The sequence below is a fragment of the Acidobacteriota bacterium genome (genome assembly GCA_028874215.1).
In the GTDB taxonomy this organism is placed as follows: Bacteria; Acidobacteriota; UBA6911; order RPQK01; family JAJDTT01; genus JAJDTT01.
The window spans coordinates 56,679-74,336 of record JAPPLF010000031.1; the positions used below are offsets into that span (position 1 = coordinate 56,679).

The 17,658-nt window shown below is 62.7% G+C and carries 17 protein-coding genes; 3 read left to right on the plus strand and 14 right to left on the minus strand.

Features of this window, described 5'->3' with window-relative positions:
- Positions 1-17 precede the first annotated feature (17 nt).
- The 6 genes from OXT71_06325 to OXT71_06350 all read right to left on the minus strand — a co-directional run bounded on the left by OXT71_06325 (position 18) and on the right by OXT71_06350 (position 3,007).
- Positions 18-1,208 (minus strand): ATP-binding protein, encoded by a 1,191-nt coding sequence (locus OXT71_06325; GenBank protein ID MDE2925996.1) that lies wholly within the window; start codon positions 1,206-1,208, stop codon positions 18-20.
- Between the two features lie 171 nt (positions 1,209-1,379).
- Positions 1,380-1,802, minus strand: a complete 423-nt coding sequence (locus OXT71_06330; GenBank protein ID MDE2925997.1) for a PIN domain-containing protein — start codon at positions 1,800-1,802, stop codon at positions 1,380-1,382.
- Positions 1,792-2,025 (minus strand): hypothetical protein, encoded by a 234-nt coding sequence (locus OXT71_06335; GenBank protein ID MDE2925998.1) that lies wholly within the window; start codon positions 2,023-2,025, stop codon positions 1,792-1,794. Before OXT71_06335 ends, OXT71_06330 begins: the two co-directional genes overlap by 11 nt.
- Positions 2,026-2,063: 38 nt before the next feature.
- Positions 2,064-2,435 carry a PIN domain-containing protein gene (locus tag OXT71_06340; protein ID MDE2925999.1) on the minus strand — a complete coding sequence of 124 codons (372 nt, stop codon included), beginning with the start codon at positions 2,433-2,435 and terminating at the stop codon, positions 2,064-2,066.
- Positions 2,425-2,649, minus strand: a complete 225-nt coding sequence (locus OXT71_06345; protein ID MDE2926000.1) for a hypothetical protein — start codon at positions 2,647-2,649, stop codon at positions 2,425-2,427. Before OXT71_06345 ends, OXT71_06340 begins: the two co-directional genes overlap by 11 nt.
- A gap of 193 nt (positions 2,650-2,842) precedes the next feature.
- The gene (locus OXT71_06350) at positions 2,843-3,007 is read right to left on the minus strand and encodes a hypothetical protein (GenBank protein ID MDE2926001.1); all 165 of its coding nucleotides are present in this window, start codon (positions 3,005-3,007) and stop codon (positions 2,843-2,845) included.
- Between the two features lie 136 nt (positions 3,008-3,143).
- Between OXT71_06350 and OXT71_06355 the strand changes: the two genes are divergently transcribed.
- From OXT71_06355 to OXT71_06365, 3 genes are all read left to right on the plus strand, one after another.
- Positions 3,144-4,124 carry a cation diffusion facilitator family transporter gene (locus tag OXT71_06355; protein MDE2926002.1) on the plus strand — a complete coding sequence of 327 codons (981 nt, stop codon included), beginning with the start codon at positions 3,144-3,146 and terminating at the stop codon, positions 4,122-4,124.
- Between the two features lie 175 nt (positions 4,125-4,299).
- Positions 4,300-7,227, plus strand: coding sequence for a PSD1 and planctomycete cytochrome C domain-containing protein (locus OXT71_06360; protein ID MDE2926003.1), 2,928 nt, complete (start codon positions 4,300-4,302; stop codon positions 7,225-7,227).
- A 10-nt stretch (positions 7,228-7,237) separates the two neighbouring features.
- Complete coding sequence (locus OXT71_06365) at positions 7,238-8,689, plus strand: DUF1501 domain-containing protein (GenBank protein MDE2926004.1); 1,452 nt, start codon at positions 7,238-7,240, stop codon at positions 8,687-8,689.
- Positions 8,690-8,869: 180 nt separating this feature from the next.
- On the opposite strand, the gene OXT71_06370 is transcribed toward OXT71_06365, so the two are convergent.
- From OXT71_06370 to OXT71_06405, 8 genes are all read right to left on the minus strand, one after another.
- Positions 8,870-9,916, minus strand: coding sequence for a D-cysteine desulfhydrase (locus tag OXT71_06370; GenBank protein MDE2926005.1), 1,047 nt, complete (start codon positions 9,914-9,916; stop codon positions 8,870-8,872).
- A 39-nt stretch (positions 9,917-9,955) separates the two neighbouring features.
- Positions 9,956-11,386 carry a DUF1501 domain-containing protein gene (locus tag OXT71_06375; GenBank protein MDE2926006.1) on the minus strand — a complete coding sequence of 477 codons (1,431 nt, stop codon included), beginning with the start codon at positions 11,384-11,386 and terminating at the stop codon, positions 9,956-9,958.
- 159 nt (positions 11,387-11,545) lie between these two features.
- Entirely contained in the window at positions 11,546-12,145 is a 600-nt protein-coding gene (locus OXT71_06380) for a hypothetical protein (protein ID MDE2926007.1), read from the minus strand.
- Positions 12,146-12,192: 47 nt separating this feature from the next.
- Entirely contained in the window at positions 12,193-12,681 is a 489-nt protein-coding gene (locus OXT71_06385; protein MDE2926008.1) for a hypothetical protein, read from the minus strand.
- 22 nt (positions 12,682-12,703) lie between these two features.
- Complete coding sequence (locus OXT71_06390) at positions 12,704-13,867, minus strand: ABC transporter substrate-binding protein (GenBank protein ID MDE2926009.1); 1,164 nt, start codon at positions 13,865-13,867, stop codon at positions 12,704-12,706.
- Between the two features lies 1 nt (position 13,868).
- Positions 13,869-15,164, minus strand: coding sequence for a protease modulator HflK (locus tag OXT71_06395; protein MDE2926010.1), 1,296 nt, complete (start codon positions 15,162-15,164; stop codon positions 13,869-13,871).
- Positions 15,165-15,178: 14 nt separating this feature from the next.
- Positions 15,179-16,072, minus strand: coding sequence for a protease modulator HflC (locus tag OXT71_06400; protein ID MDE2926011.1), 894 nt, complete (start codon positions 16,070-16,072; stop codon positions 15,179-15,181).
- Positions 16,072-17,658: permease (locus OXT71_06405; GenBank protein MDE2926012.1), on the minus strand; the 1,587-nt coding region annotated here is incomplete at its 5' end. The genes OXT71_06400 and OXT71_06405, both read right to left, overlap by 1 nt.

Sequence of the window (17,658 nt, forward strand, 5' to 3'; positions counted from 1 at the left end):
CACGGCAAGGATTTCTGTCAAACGACGGCGGCCGGTTCCCAAAAGTCCGCTTGGTGCAGTTCGCTCCAGGGGACCAGGCTCCCTTCGGTGCGCCGCTGGAGTTGCTCGCCCCCGTAGGCCACGACGACCGAACATGGGCGAGGCTGTCGCGAAAGATGTCTGCGCACGCGCCGGGCGCCGCGAAACAGAGCGGAGGACGGCGTCGCGGAAGCCTTGGCTTCCACCAGCGTGATGTGGAACGGATATTCAAGGATGAGATCGACCTCGGCCCCGTTACTGTCGCGGTAGAAGAAAAGACCCCCGGATTCGCCCAGGTGAGTCCGGTATTTTGCAATCTCCGAGACCACCCAGGTTTCGAAGATCGGTCCTCGCAAGGGATGTGTGCGGAGCTGCTCGGGGCTGCGAATGCCCAGCAGCCAGCAGACCAGCCCGGTGTCGTAGAAGTACAACCTCGGCATCTTCACCAGGCGCTTGCGCAGATTGGCGTGAAATGCCGGCAGGCGAAAGGTGAGAAAACCGGTCTCGAGAATCCCGAGCCATGTCTTGGCCGTTGGCTGGGACACGCCGCAGTCGTCGGCCAATGACGAGTAGTTCACCAGTTGAGCCGTACGGCCGGCGCACAATTCCACGAAGCGTTGAAAGGTGGGAAGGTCTCCCACGTTGCTGATGGTCCGCACGTCCCGTTCGATATAGGTCGCGACATAAGAACGGAGCCAGTCCGCCGGGTTCAGATCGCGATCGAAAATCCGAGGATAGGCGCCCGCGAAGAGAGTCGCTTCAAGACTTTTCGGAGGCCGGTCGAAGCGCACGATCTCACTGCGGCTCGGTGGCAGCAGGTGGTGCACGGCTGTCCTTCCCGCCAGCGATTGGCTGACCGACGCCAGCAGGGAAAGGTTCTGCGAGCCAGTCAGAACCCAGCGGCCGGGCTCCGGATCGGAGTCGATGATGACCTGCAGGTACGAGAGGAGGTCTGGGACGCGTTGCACTTCGTCGATGATGGCTCCGTTGGGAAACTGGGCCAGGAAACCTCTGGGGTCCTCCGTCGCCAAAGCGCGTATGTCCGGGGCCTCCAGAGTCGTGTAGGGAAGGTCCGGAAACACGGCTCGGCACAAGGTCGTCTTTCCGCTCTGCCGTGGTCCGGTCAACGTGATCGAAGGGAATTGGCGAGCCGCCCTGATCAACTCCGGCGTGAGGTCCCGCTCGATCATCGCAGACAGCTTACAATAATTATTAGGATATTCCAAAGTTACATATTGAAGTATCCTAATTCATACCCTTCCATCGCCTGAGTCCACCGGATCGTCAATGACGCGGAAGAGGTTTGGCCGATCAAGAAGGGGGCAGTCCGATTTTCCGCGATTTTCCGTGGGATCGGTTCTCTAACCGAAAGGGTTCGTGATGACAACGCCAGAAATCTCTTGCCCATGCTGAAGATCTTCGCTGTAGAGGGTTCTGCAGCCCGCCTTGATCGCGGCCGCAACGATGAGCGAGTCATAGAAGCTGAAACCGTAGCGGGATCGGATCTCCAGTGATTTTCCATAGAGCCAGATATCTGGTTGAACTCTGTACAACGGATTCAGGACGTCCATCATGTACTTGCGCATCTCATCTTCGGTCAGCGGCACTTCAGCCTTGCGGGTGGCGGTGTTGAGACACTCCTGGATCACCTGAAAACTGATGCACGCCGTCTGGGTTTCGATTCCATGCCCGATGAGTTGGTCGGCAATATCGGCTTTACGGACATCAAGACGCTCAAGCTGATACACGAAGACATTTGTATCGATGAAGCTTTCAGCGTTCATTCATCTCTTCCCGCGTCAACTTGCGCCCGACGCGCAGTTTGCCTTGCAGTTCACGGACGGTACGCATCGCCCGGGCTGCCTGCCTTTCCCCGCCAACGTACTCGGCAAGCCAGAGCCGAAACTGACCGTTCAAGGTCGTATTTTCCGCCACCGCGCGGCGCCGAGCCGCTTCGATCATATTCTCGTCAGCGCTCAGGGTGATGTTTCTCACGATGACCTCCATGCTTTCAGTCTTCTTTCGTGAAGTATTCCGTCTACGATCTACACTGTTGCAGTGTACACGGTAGAAGTGCTGATTGCGATGCGTGGGGGGAAAATGGGGACAGTCTGGTACTCGGGCGGAGATGGGGGAACTGGGAACAGTCTGGCTATTCGGGCAAGTTTTCGGAAAGTGGAGAAAGGGAGACGGAGAAAGGGACAGTCTGTTTTTCCGGAGTGCGCCGTCTCCGGCGGCACCTTGAGCTTACGGGTCATGACGTTGAGTGTTTCCTGGACGACCTGGAAACTGATGCAACCAGTTTGGTGCTCCAAGGCCCGTTTAACCAGACGCTCTGCAAGTTGCCGCTTTCTGGGGTCGGTTTCATCAAACAAGTAGACGAAGACGTTGGAGTCAAGGAAGTCTTCAACGCTCATTCATTTGATCCCGAGTGAACGTGCGACCTCCAGTGAATATGCGCCCTTGCAGTTCGCGGATCACTCTCATGGCCTCCGCAGCCTGCTGCTCGCGTCGTACGTAGTTCTCAAGCCAGCCGCGAAATTGCTCGTTCAACGTTGTGTGTTCCGCGGCAGCACGTCGGCGTGCCGCTTCAATCAGGTTTTCGTCGGCGCTCAATGTGATGTTTTTCATAATCCGCTTTCTAAGCCTCATTGAGGAATATACACGAAGTCAGTGTACACGAGTCTAGTGTAGAGGGCAGTAGCGGGAGGTGGAGACAGTCTGGTTTTCGGGGGCGCCCGCCGTGCGTGACTGCCCCCTTCAGAGATGGGGAGTGGAGATGGGGACAGTCTGGTTTTCCGGGGACCTCCGCGGACTGTCCCCTTCACGCGCACGCGGGAGCCTTGAGCGTTTCGACGTCCTTCAGCGCACCGTGGGATTCCGCTGCGGCCGTATGTTGCGGAGCCGGCGAGAGAAGGACGATCCGGAAGGTGAGGATCTTGAGCCCCGAACCACTGCGCTGGTCAGTTTCCTCGAGGGCTTGCGCCATGATGCCCGTTTCCTCACGTATAACGGCAACTGCCATTGACCAACAGTTGACATCGCCCCGATCACGACAACAAAATTGACAACAAAATTGAGATTATCCGGTAAGTTACGGCACTAAGTTCGTCGAATTGAACAATATGACGGGTGCGCATCGTCACGATCACGACCACCATCATCACGGACCCGCGGAACATGGCGACGATCTGCACGGCGCCAGCCGGTACAGCCTGATCATCGCGCTCCTCTTGACCGTCGGCTACATGCTCATTCAGATCGTCGGCAGCATTTTGTCGGGCAGTCTGGCGTTGCTGGCGGAAGCCGTACACAAGGTGACGGACGCGGCGTCCATCGGTTTCGCCCTGGTCGCCCTCCACTTCTCGACTCGGCCCGCATCCATCCAACGGACCTACGGCCTCCGCCGCCTCGAGATCCTGGCGGCCCTGCTCAACGCCCTTTCTCTCTGGCTGATCGCCGGATGGCTGATCACGGAGGCCTACGAACGCGCCCATGATGCGCATCACCACGTTGAAGGCGAAATCATGCTTGCATTCGGCGCAGCCGGCTTGCTGGTCAACCTCTCGGTGGCCGGTGTTCTCCACCGCGCGTCGAAGCACAATGCCAATGTTGAAGGCGCATTCCTGCACATCATGGTCGATCTGCTGGGGACCGTCGGCGTCGTGGTCTCGGGCCTGCTCGTGTGGGCCTTCGACTGGGACCACGCAGACACGGTCGTGAGTGTGGTCATCGGAGTTCTCATCCTGTTCAGCACCTGGCGGTTGATCGGCAAGGTCGTGAACGTCCTGCTGGAGGGTGTTCCCAAACACATAGACGTGTATCGGCTCTGCAGCCAGATGGAAGAGGTGGTGGGCGTCGGCCTGATCCACGACATCCACGTCTGGAGCCTCGTCCCCGGCTATGAAGTGCTCACTGCCCACGTCCTGGTCGACCCCGAATTCAAAGACCTGGAATTCCTGCGGCGCCGCCTGCGGGAGATCGCAGCTAACGATTTCGGCATCCAACACATCACGATCCAGTTGGAATACACGGCGAAAGGCTGCACCGAACGCCACCACCTCGACCATCTGCACGCGTACAGCGCCGAGGAGAGAATCTACTGAGGAACAAAGGAGATCCGGTTCCGGACCGGCGATGATGAGGGGGACAAGAATGTCCCTCCCAGGGTGCTCCGATCGAATCGGTTTCACCCGGACCCGGGACCGCGGTAAGGGTCCTGGCCGATTCTCGCGTTGCCCAGACATCTCCGGTATCATGGCGCCAATCTGGAGCTACTCGATGACGCCTCATTCAGGGAACACCATGGCCTTTCTCAGGGCCTGCCGCCGGATGATCTGGCTCGCTCCGCTGTTCTTCGCTCCTGTTACCGCAACCGGCGAGACGGCGCCGGACGTCTTCGACTCGTCGATCCGGCCCATCATCGAGAACAACTGTGTGGCCTGCCACGGCGAGTCCGCGCCCCAGGCCGAGCTGGACCTGAGAGCCCCCGCATCGATCCTGAAGGGAGGCAAATCGGGTCCGGCCGTCGTCCCCGGGTCGGCCGACCAAAGTCTGTTGCTGGACAAGGTGGTGTCCGGAGCCATGCCTCCCGGCGACGCGGCTCTGGGCCGGGAGGAGATTGCGGCCATCCGCGGCTGGATCGACCGGCTGGGTCAAGCGGAAGCGGCCCTGGCCCACGCGGACATCAGCGAGAAGGACGTGCTTCCCATCTTCCTCATGAGGTGCGTGGTCTGCCACGGCAAGCGGGCCCAGGAAGGGGGTCTGGACCTGAGAACCCTGGCCGGACGCCTCCGGGGCGGCAAGTCGGGACCGGCCCTGGTGCCGGGCGACCCCGACGCCAGTCTTCTCTTTCAGCGCATCGTGCACGAGGAGATGCCTCCCGCCGACCTCCTCTTCAAGTACCGCGTCAGGCCTCCCAGCACCGGGGAGGTGGAGAACCTGCGCCGCTGGATCGCCGCCGGAGCGCTTGCCGACCCGCCGCATGACCCGGGCCAGGATTCCGAACTTCCCCTGACCGGCGAGGACCGGGGGTTCTGGTCCTTCCGGAGTCCAAAGAGTCCTCCGGTTCCGAAGGTCGCCCGGGACGCACTGGTCCGGAATCCCATCGACGCCTTCCTGCTGGAGAAGCTGGAAGCCAACGGCCTGAGCTTCTCGCCCGAAGCGGACCGCCTCACCCTGATGCGCCGGGCCTACCTGGACCTCGTCGGGATGCCTCCCACCGCGTCCCAGATCCGGGCCCATCTGGCGGACGAGTCTCCGGACGCGTACGAGCGCATGGTCGAGGAGCTGCTGGACTCGCCCCACTACGGGGAGCGCTGGGCTCAGCACTGGCTGGACGTGGCCGGCTACGCCGACACCGAGGGGATCAAGCACGCCGACCACTTCCGCCCCCAGGCCTGGCGCTACCGCGACTACGTGATCCGCTCCCTGAACCAGGACAAGCCCTACGACCGCTTCCTGGTGGAGCAGTTGGCCGGCGACGAGTTGGCGGACTACAAGAAGGAGGTCACGCCCGACGCCCTGGAGTTCCTGGCGGCCACCGGGTTTCTGAGGCTCGCCTCCGATCCCACCGATTCGCCGTCCAACGCCTCGCTGGCCGAAAAGATGGACGTGATCCACGACGAGATCCAGGTGCTGGGCTCCTCGGTCCTGGGCCTGACCATGGGTTGCGCCCGCTGCCACGATCACAAGTACGACCCCATCTCCCAGAAGGACTACTACCGCCTCAGCGCCGTTTTTCAGAGCGCCTACGACCCCTACGACTGGCTCGACCCGACCCAGCGCTACCTGGACGTGGGGGATCCGAAGGAGATCGAGGAGACGAAGCGCTTCAACGCTCCCATCCAAAAGCAGATCGACGACCTGGAACGGGCCTGGAAGGCCAAGACCGGGCCGCTCCGAAACCAGGTCCTGGAATCCCGGCTGGCGGCCCTGCCGGAAGCCCTGCGGCAGGACCTCAAAGCCCTGCTGAAGACCCCGGAGGACCAGCGCAACACGGTTCAGAAATACCTGCAACGCCGTTTTCAGAAGACGCTGAAGGTCACCGACCAGGGGCTGGCGCGTGAGAACGAGGAGCTCAAACCCCAGCTCGCGGAATTCAACAAGTCGCTGGGCGAGCTGAAGAAGAAACTGAAACCCAAACCGGCCGTGCGGGCCCTTTTCGACATGGGGAGCGAAGGCTCTCCCACCTACGTCCTGCAGCGCGGCAATGCCGAGACCATCGGGGAGCGCGTCTACCCCGGAGTGCCCGCCGTCCTGCGTGCGGGGTTGCCCGAATACGATCCGGAGATCCCTTCGGGGAGAACCGACACCACCGGCTATCGCCTGGCCCTGGCCCGCTGGCTGACCCATCCGGAGCATCCGCTGACCTCGCGGGTCCTGGTCAACCGGGTCTGGATGCACCATTTCGGACGTGGCATCGTCTCCACGCCGGCCGACTTCGGCCGGACCGGCGCCCGGCCCTCCCATCCGGAACTGCTGGACTGGCTGGCCACCTGGTTCGTGGACCGGGACTGGAGCCTCAAGTCGCTGCACCGGCTCATGATGACCTCCACCGCCTACCGACAGAGTTCGGGACGGGGGTTGCAGGGGGAAGCCGATCCCGAAGGCCACCTCTGGTCGCGCATGTCCTTGCGGCGGATGCAGGCGGAGGTGCTCTACGATTCCATGCTGCGGGCCACCGGCCGGCTGGACCCGGACCGCTTCGGACCGGCCGACCCGGTGGAGAGGATGGACGACGGGGAGGTGATCGCCCAGGGAACGAAGAACGGTTGGAGGCGGGCCATCTACACCCAGAAACGGCGCCTCCTGAGAATGACCTTCCTGGACCTCTTCGACGCCCCGCAGATGGCGCCCAACTGCACCGAGCGAATCTCCTCCAACGTTGCGCCGCAGGCCCTCCAGTTGATGAACGGCTTCCTGGCCCGGAAGCTGTCGCGCCATCTGGCCGGACGCCTGGTGGACGCGCACCCGGGACGGGCCGAGGACCAGGTCCGGGAGCTCTACCTGCGGGTTCTCACCCGGAGGCCCACTCCGGAGGAGATGCAAATGACCCTGGAATCCCTCTCCGACCTCGCGGAGAAGTGGACCCGTCACTTGGAGAACGAACAGGACGAGGCTCCGCGCCGGACGACCGCCCACTGGTCGGCTCTGGCGTCCGTTTCCCACGCTCTGCTCACCTCGGCGGAGTTCTCCTACATCGACTAGGCCGGCGACCATGAGAAACAGACTCGAGAGTCCCCACATCCCCCGGCGGGAGTTCTTCTCCCGGCTCAGCGACGGCCTTTACGGCACGGCCTTGGCCACACTCTTGGGGGAGGACCTCTACTCCTCCTCCAATCCGGCGCTGGCCGGCAACGGAGTCCATGACCTGAAGCCCCGGGCTCCCCACTACCGTCCCCAGGCCAAGGCCGTGATCCACCTGTTCATGAACGGCGGACCCAGCCAGGTGGACCTGTTCGACCCCAAGCCGGAGCTGGCCCGGTTGGCGGGGAGCGCGCCCCCCAGGGACATCCTCAACAAGATCGAATTCGCCGACCAGGTGGGAGGGCTGTTCCCCTCCCCCTACAAGTTCAAGCGGCGCGGACGTTGCGGAATGGAGCTCTCCGAACTGCTTCCCCATCTGGGAGAGGTGGTGGACGACATCACCCTGATCCGTTCCATGTACGGGGAGCACTTCAACCACGAGCCGGCCATCTATCTCATGCACTCGGGCCGAACCCTGCCCAATCGGCCCTCGTTGGGCTCGTGGGTGGTCTACGGACTGGGGAGCGAGACCCGGAACCTGCCCGGATACGTGGTGCTGGACGACCCCAAGGGGCTGCCCATCAACCGGGAGCAGAACTGGCAGTCGGCCTGGCTGCCTCCCGTCTACCAGGGGACCCGCTTCCGCTCCGAGGGGCCGCCCGTCCTGAACCTGGAGTCGCGGCGGAATCTGCCCAGCGACCTGATCGAAGCCGAGCGCGCCCTGCTCCGCCGTCTCGACACGGCGCACCGGGACGCCCGGCCAAGGGAACCGGAGCTCGACGCCAGGATCGCCAGCTACGAGCTGGCCGCCCGGATGCAGTTGGCCACGTCGGATGCGCTGGACCTGTCCCAGGAGGACGAGGCCACCCGGGAAATGTACGGCCTCAACGACGAGCTGACCCGTTCCTATGGAACCCGCTGCCTCATGGCCCGGCGCCTGGTGGAGCGGGGAGTCCGTTTCGTTCAGATCTTCATCGAAGGCCAGATCTGGGACGCCCACACCAACCTGGAGAAGATGCTGACCTACAGTTGCGGGAAGACGGACCGTCCCGCGGCCGCCCTTGTCAAGGACCTCAAGCGCCGCGGCCTGTTGGAGGAGACCCTGGTGATCTGGGGCGGAGAGTTCGGGAGAATGCCCCTGGCCCAGGTCGCCGACCGGGGCGCCGACGGGCGGGACCACGGCCCCGACGGATTCAGCATCTGGATGGCCGGCGGCGGCGTCAAGGGAGGACTCACCTACGGCGGCACCGACGACATCGGGCACAAGGCCGTGGACCAGAGGGTCAGCGTCCACGACTTCCACGCCACCCTGCTGCACCTGTTGGGCATGAACTACCGGGACCTGGTCTACCGGCGCCACGGTCTGGACGAGCGCCTGACCGACCAGTTTCCCGCCCGGGTCGTGGAGGAGATCCTGGTCTGACCTTCCCGGCCTCCTGAGATATGAGGAGGGGCGAATTCCAATCGCCCGGCCTTCGTCGCCAAGTTCGTTAGTTAAGAGTTCGGCGGTTGGAAACCGCCGTTCCAGTTCGGCGATTGGAAATCGCCGTTCCAGTTCGGCGGTTGGAAACCGCCGCTCCCGTCCGGGCCGGTGGGGGAGTTCCTACCTTTCGATGCCGGCCGAATCGGTCGCCGGCGGCGGAGGGAACCTCTTCCGAAACGCGTCCATGTGGACGTAGAGAGCCGGCGAGCCCCCGGTGTGGACGAAGACCAGCGTCTCCCCCTTGCGGAAGACCCCCTTGCGGATCAGGTCGATGGTCCCGGCCATGGCCTTGCCGGTGTAGACCGGGTCCAGGAGGATTCCCTCGGAGCGGGCCACGAGCCCGACGGCTTCCATCATCTCCGGCGTCGGCAGGGCATATCCAGGGCCCAAGTAGTCGCCGTTGCAGTCCACCGATTCCCTGGGGACCGGGGCTTCGACGCCCAGCCGGGAGGCGGTCGCCAGGGCCAGCTCGTAGACGCTCGGCTCCTGCAGATCCCGGCCGCGGCTCACGTTGACGCCGGTCACGGCGAGCGAGTGATCGGCGCCGTGGAATCCGGCCAGGAGGCCCGCCTGGGTCCCGGCGCTTCCGCTGGGAACCACCAGGTGGTTCACCCGCAGGTCCAGCTCCCGAAACTGGGAGATCAGCTCCAGGGCGCAGGCGGCGTAACCGGTGGCGCCGACCGGGGTGGATCCTCCGACTGGAATCAGATAGGGCTTCCGTCCCCGCTCCCGGCACTCGCCGGCCAACCGCTCCATGGCGAGAGGCCCCTCTTCCCTTCCGGAGACGATCCGGAGGCTGTCCGCCCCCAGCAACTGGTAGAGGAAATTGTTGCCGCCGGCCTCGGGATCGAAGGCGCCGGGCGCCGGTTCCTGGAGCACCAGGTGGCACTCGAGTCCCTCCACCCGGGCCCAGGAGAGGGTCAGCCGGCAGTGGTTGGATTGAATCGCGCCGCTGGTGATGAGGGTATCCGCGCCCTGGGCCAGAGCGTCACCGATGGAAAACTCCAGCTTGCGGGTCTTGTTCCCGCCGCCCGCTCCCGGCAGCAGGTCGTCCCGCTTGATGAAGATCTCCGGACCGCCCAGCAATCGCGACAGGCGGGGAGCCGGCTGCAGGGGCGTCGGCTGCGTAACGTACGTTCTTCGGGGAAATGACGATAGTGGCTTCAAGAGTCTCGACTCCGGTGTGTGGTTTGGAAATCGCTGGGGTCAGGCAAACAGCTCTTGGACCGGTTTTCCGCGGCCGTCCTTGGTGACGAAGAAGGGCCGCTTCTCCACCACGTAGGCTTGATCCGGCGGAATGCCCAAGGCGGCATAGAGGGTGGCGTGCAGGTCCTCGATGGAGACCGGATTCTCCACCACGCGACAGGGGCGCTCGTCGTCGGTCCTCCCGTAGAGGAAGCCCTGCTTGAATCCGCCACCGAAAACCAGCACCGAGGAGGCTTCGGTGAAATGCCGGTGCATGCCGTAGTGGCGCGGCTCGGTCATCCGGTCCGGGACCTCGATCTGCTGCCTCACCCCCAGGTCCGGCTTGCCCTCGATGAGGGCGTCCCGGCCGAACTCGCTGGCCACGACCACGACCGTCCGATCCAGAAGCCCGCGCTCTTCAAGGTCCAGGACCAGTTGGGCGATGGGACCGTCGATGCTCCGCTTGAGGTGGACCATGCGTTCGTGGCCGTTCTCGTGCGTGTCGAAGTAGCGAAAAGGGATGTATCCGGTGGTGACCTCCACGAACCGGACTCCCGCTTCCACGAGCCGCCGGGCCAGCAGGCAGCCCTGGCCGAAGCGGGCGGCGCCGTAACTTCGGTGACTACTCTCGGGCTCCCGGGACAGGTCGAAGGCCGCGGCTGCGGGAGAATCCACCAGGCGGTGGGCCTTGTCCAGGTAGCGGAGCAGCGACTCCTGCTGGTAGGTGGTCCCTTGTTGAAGCACCGGACTCTCGGCCACCAGCCGGCGATAGGCGCGGTAACGCCGCGCGGCGCGGGTCCGGTCCACGCCTTGGGGCGGCCGCATGGCTCCGGCCGCGGCCGCCGGATCCGGGATCAGCATGGGCCCGTACTCGGCGCCCAGGAACCCGGCGGTATGGAAGGCCTTGAGCGAGTCGCTCTCCGCGCCGATCTCCATGTCCTGTCCGATGTCCACGAATGCGGGCACGTCCGGATGGCGGGGCCCCAGCGTCCGGGCCACCACCGACCCCAGGTGGGGAGCCGCCACCGAGAGGGGCGGCGCGTAGCCGGTGTGCCAGTGATACTGGTGGCGGGAGTGAAGGATGAAGCCCAGGTCTCCCAGACGGTGACTCCGGATCAGGGTGGCCCGGTCCATCACCCGGGCCAGGCGGTCCAGGCCGCTGGAGAGTCGAATGCCGTCCACCACCGTGTCGATGGCGGGAAACGTGCTCAGAACCCGTTTGGACTCGATACCGGGTTCGAACGGGGTGTAGCGCTTGGGGTCGAAGGTCTCGGTCTGCGCCATGCCCCCGGCCATCCAGAGCAGAATCATGGAGTCGGCCCGAGGGGAGGGGGACGGCGCCGCCAAGAGCTGCGGTTCCGGACTTCGCCAGGCCGTTAGCGCCGCGGCTGAAAGCTGGAGGAATCGTCTGCGGTCGAAGCCTGCGAAAGGGGCCGGACTCAAGTTCCGCACGGTGGGTTCTCCGCCTTGCCGGTCAAATCGGGGTCGAGGCTCATGTGACGCATTCCTCCCGACGCCTCGCAAGCTCCTGCACCTTTGCGCCAGCATGGGATCATCCTCCGCAACTGACGCAGGTGCACGGAGGCATGAACTCCCCCTGGGCAGGTTTCCTCAGTCGTGCTTGTGACTATGGTCGTGGCGGACTTGGTGAAACACGACGTGCAGAAGCGATCCGCCGACGAACGCCTGATAGAGTTCCACGCCACCGCTGCCGTCCCCGAAGACCCGGGCGCCGACAGCGTAACCGGCGACCGTGGCAACCAGGATCACTCCGATGCCGAGCAAAGCTCCCCCGAAGCCATGCCGGGGGCGCAGCAGCCACCAGATCATCAGGCCAACCATAATCCGGTGCAGGATCACCGCCGGTGCGATTTGTACTCCTGTGGACACCAGCGCCGCCCCCTCCAGAAACACATGCAGCGCCAAGCCGGACAAACCGGCCAGGAGGGCCAGATTGTCGGTATGGGGCGCGAGCCTGTGTGAGACGAATTCAATTATGGCGGGTGTTCCGGCGCCCAGAGCGAAGACCACAATCGCCAGTACGCCGTAGCCGGCCCAGGCAGACGGAATCACCTGCCAGACAACGAGTGCCGGCACGGCGACGTACATGAAGACGTCAACAAAACGTGCAGCACCAGGCCGGTCGTGCAGCCACCTGTAAAGGAACGCACCCACGACCGGCGCGGCGAGCGATCCGGCGAGTTGGAGCATGGCGATGGTCCGTACCCAATGCCTTGACTGCTCAATTCAAGGATGCGTCAGAAGTACAGGGTCAACAGGATGATGCTGCTCAGTCCACCGAGCATGAAGCTCATGGCGCTGACGGTGCCGCACACGGTGGCGAAATCCGCCAGGCGAAAGATCTGGCCTGCAACCACGAACAGCACCCGCGAGCGATCCAAATCGCCGTCGACGAACTCCTTCAATCCGGTTTCCGCCCCGTGCGCCTCCTTCACCGAGACCAGAGTCACCAGGACCATTGTCAGGGCCGATGCGAGAATTCCAACCCCGAAGACGAGCAGGGTCAGCAAGGTGAACCAGTGGTAGGTCGTACTCTCGCCCCCCGCAGGTTCCCTCATGAATCCGACGATCAACGCTGCGCCGCCGGCATTGCCGTACAGCAACATGCGCGTCGACTCGTTGATCAAGCGGAACATGGTGTTGCGCCGCATGGCGACAACCTTGTAGAGTTCGCGCAGCCATTCCTCGCCGACCTCTTCGGTGGAAAAGTCATCTACTTTTTTCAAGCGACCCTTCTCCTTTCGTGGCTTAGTTGCCACCGAATGCGGTCAACCTGATGAAATTCGATCCGGCATTCGTCCCAGGCTCGAATTCAACCTTCCAGTCATCAATGTCCACGGGGCCGGACCGCAATGCCTGCTCAAGAAAGTGCTCGCGCGTCAATTCCTCACCCATGCGCTCCAGCACGGCGATGACAAAGCGGCCAAGCATATAGCCCTCCAAAGACACCTCATTGGCCGCCGGTCGAACGGATTTCCCCGCTCGTTGGCTCTCCGATCGAAGGGCGCGTCGAAAATTTCGAACGATTCGACTGTTCGCGTCTGTCGGGTCCGGCACGACTTCGGTCACCACGACTTCGCTACTCGGCATCTCAATTCTCTGCTTCAATTCATAGGACAGAACAAAGGACAGATTGGCCATGATGTAGTCATGTCCCAAGCTGTTCGCCATGTTGATGATATCCGCATTGGTGGTATAGGTCCCGACGAGCAGAACGAAATCGAGATCGGCCTTCGCCAAGGTAAAGAGGCTTGCATGGACGGCATGCGTGTTGCGTGAGAAGGCCGCTTTCGCCAAGAGGGGAAGACCGTGCTCCTTGAGCGCCACCTTGTAGCCCCTCAACCCCGAACGGCCGAAGGCGTCGTCCTGATAGATAATGCCGAACCGGCTCTTGCCTTGTTTGCGAACGGCGTAGTCCACCAACATGAGGATTTCTTCCTCGTAGCTCGCCCGCAGATTGACGATATTCGGAAAGTGCTCGGCGTCGCGCAGAAATCCCGCGCCCGTAACGTGGCCCACAAAGGGAATCCCGGCCGCTCTCAGCACTGGAGCGATGCGCTTCGCCGTCGGCGTTCCCACGCCGCCGACGATGGCCAACACATCGTCCTCGGCGACGAATCTCTCCGCGTTCGCCGCCGCCTGGTCCGGTTCATAGCCGTCGTCGTGGGTGATCAACTGCAACGACCTGCCGTTGACTCCCCCCCGAGCGTTCCATTCCCCGAACGCCGCGAGGATGCCCGACCGGTAGTAGTTCCCCAGATCCCTGTTCGGCCCCGTCAAACAGGCGCTCTGCCCGAAGATGACCTTATCCGCGTACACGCCGGTCGCCGCCATCGACGGACACGGGACCAGCAGCAACGCCATTACCAGGAACAGCGCTGATCGAAGCATCCCGGGATGCAAGTCAGTCATCCTATTTTTCCCTTGCAGGTTTGTTGTCCTCTGCGCCCTCATCAGCGATCACATCCACCATCGGCTTCTGGTCGACCGGCTGCCCGACGCCTCCGGAGTGACTCTTGAGGTGACGATGGGAGAATATTGAGGGCGAATCGAATATGAGCGACCGGGGATTGACCCCCGTTGCGTGGTCACGCTCCGTGTGCTCCTTATGGAACTGCCCATCCAGCACGGGCCTGTCCTTCCCGACGGTTTCCAGAGTGTGCACGTTGGGTAGCGCGGTCGAACTCGGCAACCGCCCCTCAGCAGCGGCAACCCTCGAAGGCGGCGCTTCCAACGCAATCTGTGCCGGGGTGAATCCGGCTGCGCCGTCAATCATGTTGATGTCGATAGTCGAAGCCCCACCCGGGTTTACCATCGACAGGCTTGCCTCGGTAAAGACCTCGCGCATGCGCTGCCAATAACGCGTGATGGCGACCTGTGTCGGATCCTTCCGATATTCATCCAGCAACGCCCTGAAGACCCCGGCGCTGCTTCGCGCCTGAACAACTCGTTCCCGGGCGCTCGCCTTTGCATTCAATATCAACGCGTCGGCCTGCCCCTTGCTGCGGGCAACCAACCGTTCCCTCTTGCGATTTGCTGCGCTTACGGCTTGCTCGCGTTCCGCGATTGCGTCGTTGACGTCCCGGAATGCAGCCAGAGTCTCCGGGATCGGACGCACGCTGACGAGCTTGAGCGCGACGAGATCGATCCCGACAGCCAGAGTTTCGAGGCGTCCGATCACCACGTCCAGCAGATGCTGTTGAATGAGATCGCGATTCGAAGTCATAATCAGGTCAACAAAGTGCTGCCCCAGAATATTGATCAACTCTTCCCGTACCAGCACCGTGAGCAACGCGCGGGGGTCGGAAGCCGCGAACAGGTACTGCTTCAGATTACGGATCTTGTACTGAATGGCCACGTCCACTTCGAGCAGGTTCGTGTCTCCGGACAGGACCGTGAAGTTGATCGTATCGCCGTTCCTGCTCGCTATCCGGTATCCGACGATTCTCTTGACCTTGCGGATATGCATCCGTTCGATGAGTGGGATGCGGTAGCCGATGCCCGGACCGACCGCCGCATCGACCACTCGCCCGAAGCGGGTACGGACGCCCTCCTCCTCCTTCTTGATGATGTAGATGCCACTGGCCAGAATGCCGAGCGCGACAGCGGAGGCAAGGCCCGCAAGAAATTTCTTGCGGTGGAGGCCGCAAAAGTCAAATACGGCGTATATGACCCGCGTGCTCGGCGGAATTGATTGCTGCTCGTTCATTGGCCGAACCCGATCTATCTCGGTACCTGCCTGCTGTCGAGATACTTGAACAACTCATTGTCCGCCGGCAGCATGAGCGTCGTGTTTCTGTCGATAATCAGATCGTAGCTGTCGAGGGCGCGGATGAACTTGTAGAACTCCGGATCGCGCCGGTAGGCCCTGCCGAGCAACGCCATCGCCTCAGCTTCCGCGTCCCCAAGTATGGTGGTCGCCTGCGCGTGGGCGTCGGCCATGATCTTCTCGTGCTCGTTGATGGCGCGCGCCTCGACACGGATCGCTATCTCCTCCCCTTCGCTGCGATACCGGGCGGCGATGCGGGCGCGCTCCGAGATCATTCGCTGGATCACGCTCGGCCGGTTCTCCATCGGCAATGTGTATTCGACGATTCCGGCTCCGGTCACCTCGATACCGTAATTTTCCTTGGCGATGGGCGCGATGAGAGCCAGAATATCCTTGGACGCTCTGGTCAGATCTTCGTGTTCCAGCCCCAGACTGATAAAGGCGTCTCGGGCCTCGTTGCTGATAACGATGCCGCTGCTCGATTGGAAGAGATTCGTCAGCCGCTCGGTAGCGCTCTCACCGGTTCGGATCGCTTCGACGAAGAGAATGGGATCCTGCACGCGCCAGAGCAGATACCCGTTCATCAGAACGCTCTTCTGGTCTTCCGTAATCAGTTCCTGGGAGAGGTCGGTGAGAGCCTGAATCCGACGATCCACCTTGTAGATCTTGGATATGGGCCGGGGCCACTTCAGGTGGAGGCCGGGTTGCCTGACGGGGGGAGATATCTTGCCGAAGTGGGTCAATACCCCGAGTTGCGTTTCGTCGATGATGTAAAGGCTATCGTAAGCGATTACGCCAAAAGCAATCACGGCAATGGTTGCGGGGATTCTCTTTATCTTCAAAGTCATCACTTCTTGCTCCCCGGTTGATTGGCTGCCGAATCCTTGGGCGCGTCGACCGGTATCTTCGATTGCTCCCGGCCGGCGCCCTCGGCGCGAGATCCCTTGCTGCCGGCCGGATCGTGCATCCTTACGGGCCTGTGATGACCGGCTTTGGCGCCCGCCTCCGCCGATCTCCTCTTCCACAGCGCAACCTTTTCCAGACTGCGCCTGTTGGGCACGATGATCTTCGGTTTATCGGACAGTGCAGTTTCCAGCTTCTCCCGCCACAGCATGTTCCGAAGCACATTCGGCGCGCTTCGCATGGCGGCGGCCACCCGCTGGATCGCAGCGGACTCCGCCCCTGCCGTCGCCACTCTTCGGTGCGCCTCTCCATCGGCCTGCTCCACCTCGTAATCGGCATTGCCGTGCGCCCGGGGAATCAGCGATACCAGAAGCCGCTGCGCATTGGTGACAATCCGGGATTTATCCTCCTGCGCGCTCGATACTTCCCGGAAGGCGCTCATGGCCTCGGGCACGGGGCCGATGACCGACAGGTTCACCTTGATCGGCTCGACGCTCTCGAACACCATGGCTTGCTCGCGCGGAAAGTGCGTATGCTTGTTTTCGAACAAGTCGTTGACGCTCCCTTCCAAGGCTTCCCGATGAACGTTGAGGAGCTGGTCCATGCTTCTGGCGGATACGAAGGAACGCACCTGGTCCCTGACGGCGTCCTCGATGAAGCTCTGCGGGTCGGCTATCCGGTAATGGTAGAGATAGGGGTCCTTCACCCGGTATTGCACATTGACGACGAGGGAAATCAGGTTCAGGTCACCGGACACATACTCGTGGGCGTCGCCGGCCATGATGGACTTCACTTCCCGGACCGGCCATTTGTCGACCCGGACAAAGGGCCATGGGGCAAGATAGTGCAGACCCGGCGGCAGGTCCCTCCAGTAGACCTTGCCGTGCAGGCGGCCGTAGCCGACCGAGCCGGGAGGCACGATGGTAAAACCGCTGCCGAACAACAGTGCCAGGACCACTCCGCCGAGTATTTTGCCCGCCGGTGTGGAGGGAGAGATGGCGCCGCGGAACGATCGGCCACGCGTCAGGTGCGCCCAAAACCGTCTCCAGCCCCTGGCCAGAGGCCGTAGGTTGATCAGCAGATCCTCCCAGCCACTGCTCAGGGCGCCGGCGCGGAACCGCCAGACGATCAGGGCGATGAGGCCCAAGGCGCCCGCCCATTGCAGCGCCAGAATCGCCGGCGAGTCAGAGGCCCCGAGGTACACGGGGATCGCCAGGCCGGTGGCGAGAAGGAGGGTGTCGATCAGGATGGCAATGACGACGGTCACCGCAATGACCACGGACACGTAGATGGACGCGAAGCGCGCCCCGAACTGGCTCGTGATGATCGCGATGGTGCCCGTATTGGTCGCCGGACCCGTCATGAGAAAAATCAGCGCCGCTCCCGGACTGAAACCCTTGGCGACCAGCGCGGCGGCGATCGGCGTGCTCGCGGAAGCGCAAATGTAGAGGGGAACGCCGATCAGAACCATGACCGGGTAGGACATCCAGCGGGCATACTCGTTCGACATCAGATCGCTCGGAATCACCAG

Excerpts from the sequence above, each read along its gene's own strand:
- OXT71_06325 (MDE2925996.1), bottom strand. The coding sequence starts at position 1,208 with ATGATCGAGCGGGACCTCACGCCGGAGTTGATCAGGGCGGCTCGCCAA.
- OXT71_06330 (MDE2925997.1), bottom strand. The coding sequence starts at position 1,802 with ATGAACGCTGAAAGCTTCATCGATACAAATGTCTTCGTGTATCAGCTT.
- OXT71_06335 (MDE2925998.1), bottom strand. The coding sequence starts at position 2,025 with ATGGAGGTCATCGTGAGAAACATCACCCTGAGCGCTGACGAGAATATG.
- OXT71_06340 (MDE2925999.1), bottom strand. The coding sequence starts at position 2,435 with ATGAGCGTTGAAGACTTCCTTGACTCCAACGTCTTCGTCTACTTGTTT.
- OXT71_06345 (MDE2926000.1), bottom strand. The coding sequence starts at position 2,649 with ATGAAAAACATCACATTGAGCGCCGACGAAAACCTGATTGAAGCGGCA.
- OXT71_06350 (MDE2926001.1), bottom strand. The coding sequence starts at position 3,007 with ATGGCGCAAGCCCTCGAGGAAACTGACCAGCGCAGTGGTTCGGGGCTC.
- OXT71_06355 (MDE2926002.1), top strand. The coding sequence starts at position 3,144 with ATGACGGGTGCGCATCGTCACGATCACGACCACCATCATCACGGACCC.
- OXT71_06360 (MDE2926003.1), top strand. The coding sequence starts at position 4,300 with ATGACGCCTCATTCAGGGAACACCATGGCCTTTCTCAGGGCCTGCCGC.
- OXT71_06365 (MDE2926004.1), top strand. The coding sequence starts at position 7,238 with ATGAGAAACAGACTCGAGAGTCCCCACATCCCCCGGCGGGAGTTCTTC.
- OXT71_06380 (MDE2926007.1), bottom strand. The coding sequence starts at position 12,145 with ATGCTCCAACTCGCCGGATCGCTCGCCGCGCCGGTCGTGGGTGCGTTC.
- OXT71_06390 (MDE2926009.1), bottom strand. The coding sequence starts at position 13,867 with ATGACTGACTTGCATCCCGGGATGCTTCGATCAGCGCTGTTCCTGGTA.
- OXT71_06395 (MDE2926010.1), bottom strand. The coding sequence starts at position 15,164 with ATGAACGAGCAGCAATCAATTCCGCCGAGCACGCGGGTCATATACGCC.
- OXT71_06400 (MDE2926011.1), bottom strand. The coding sequence starts at position 16,072 with ATGACTTTGAAGATAAAGAGAATCCCCGCAACCATTGCCGTGATTGCT.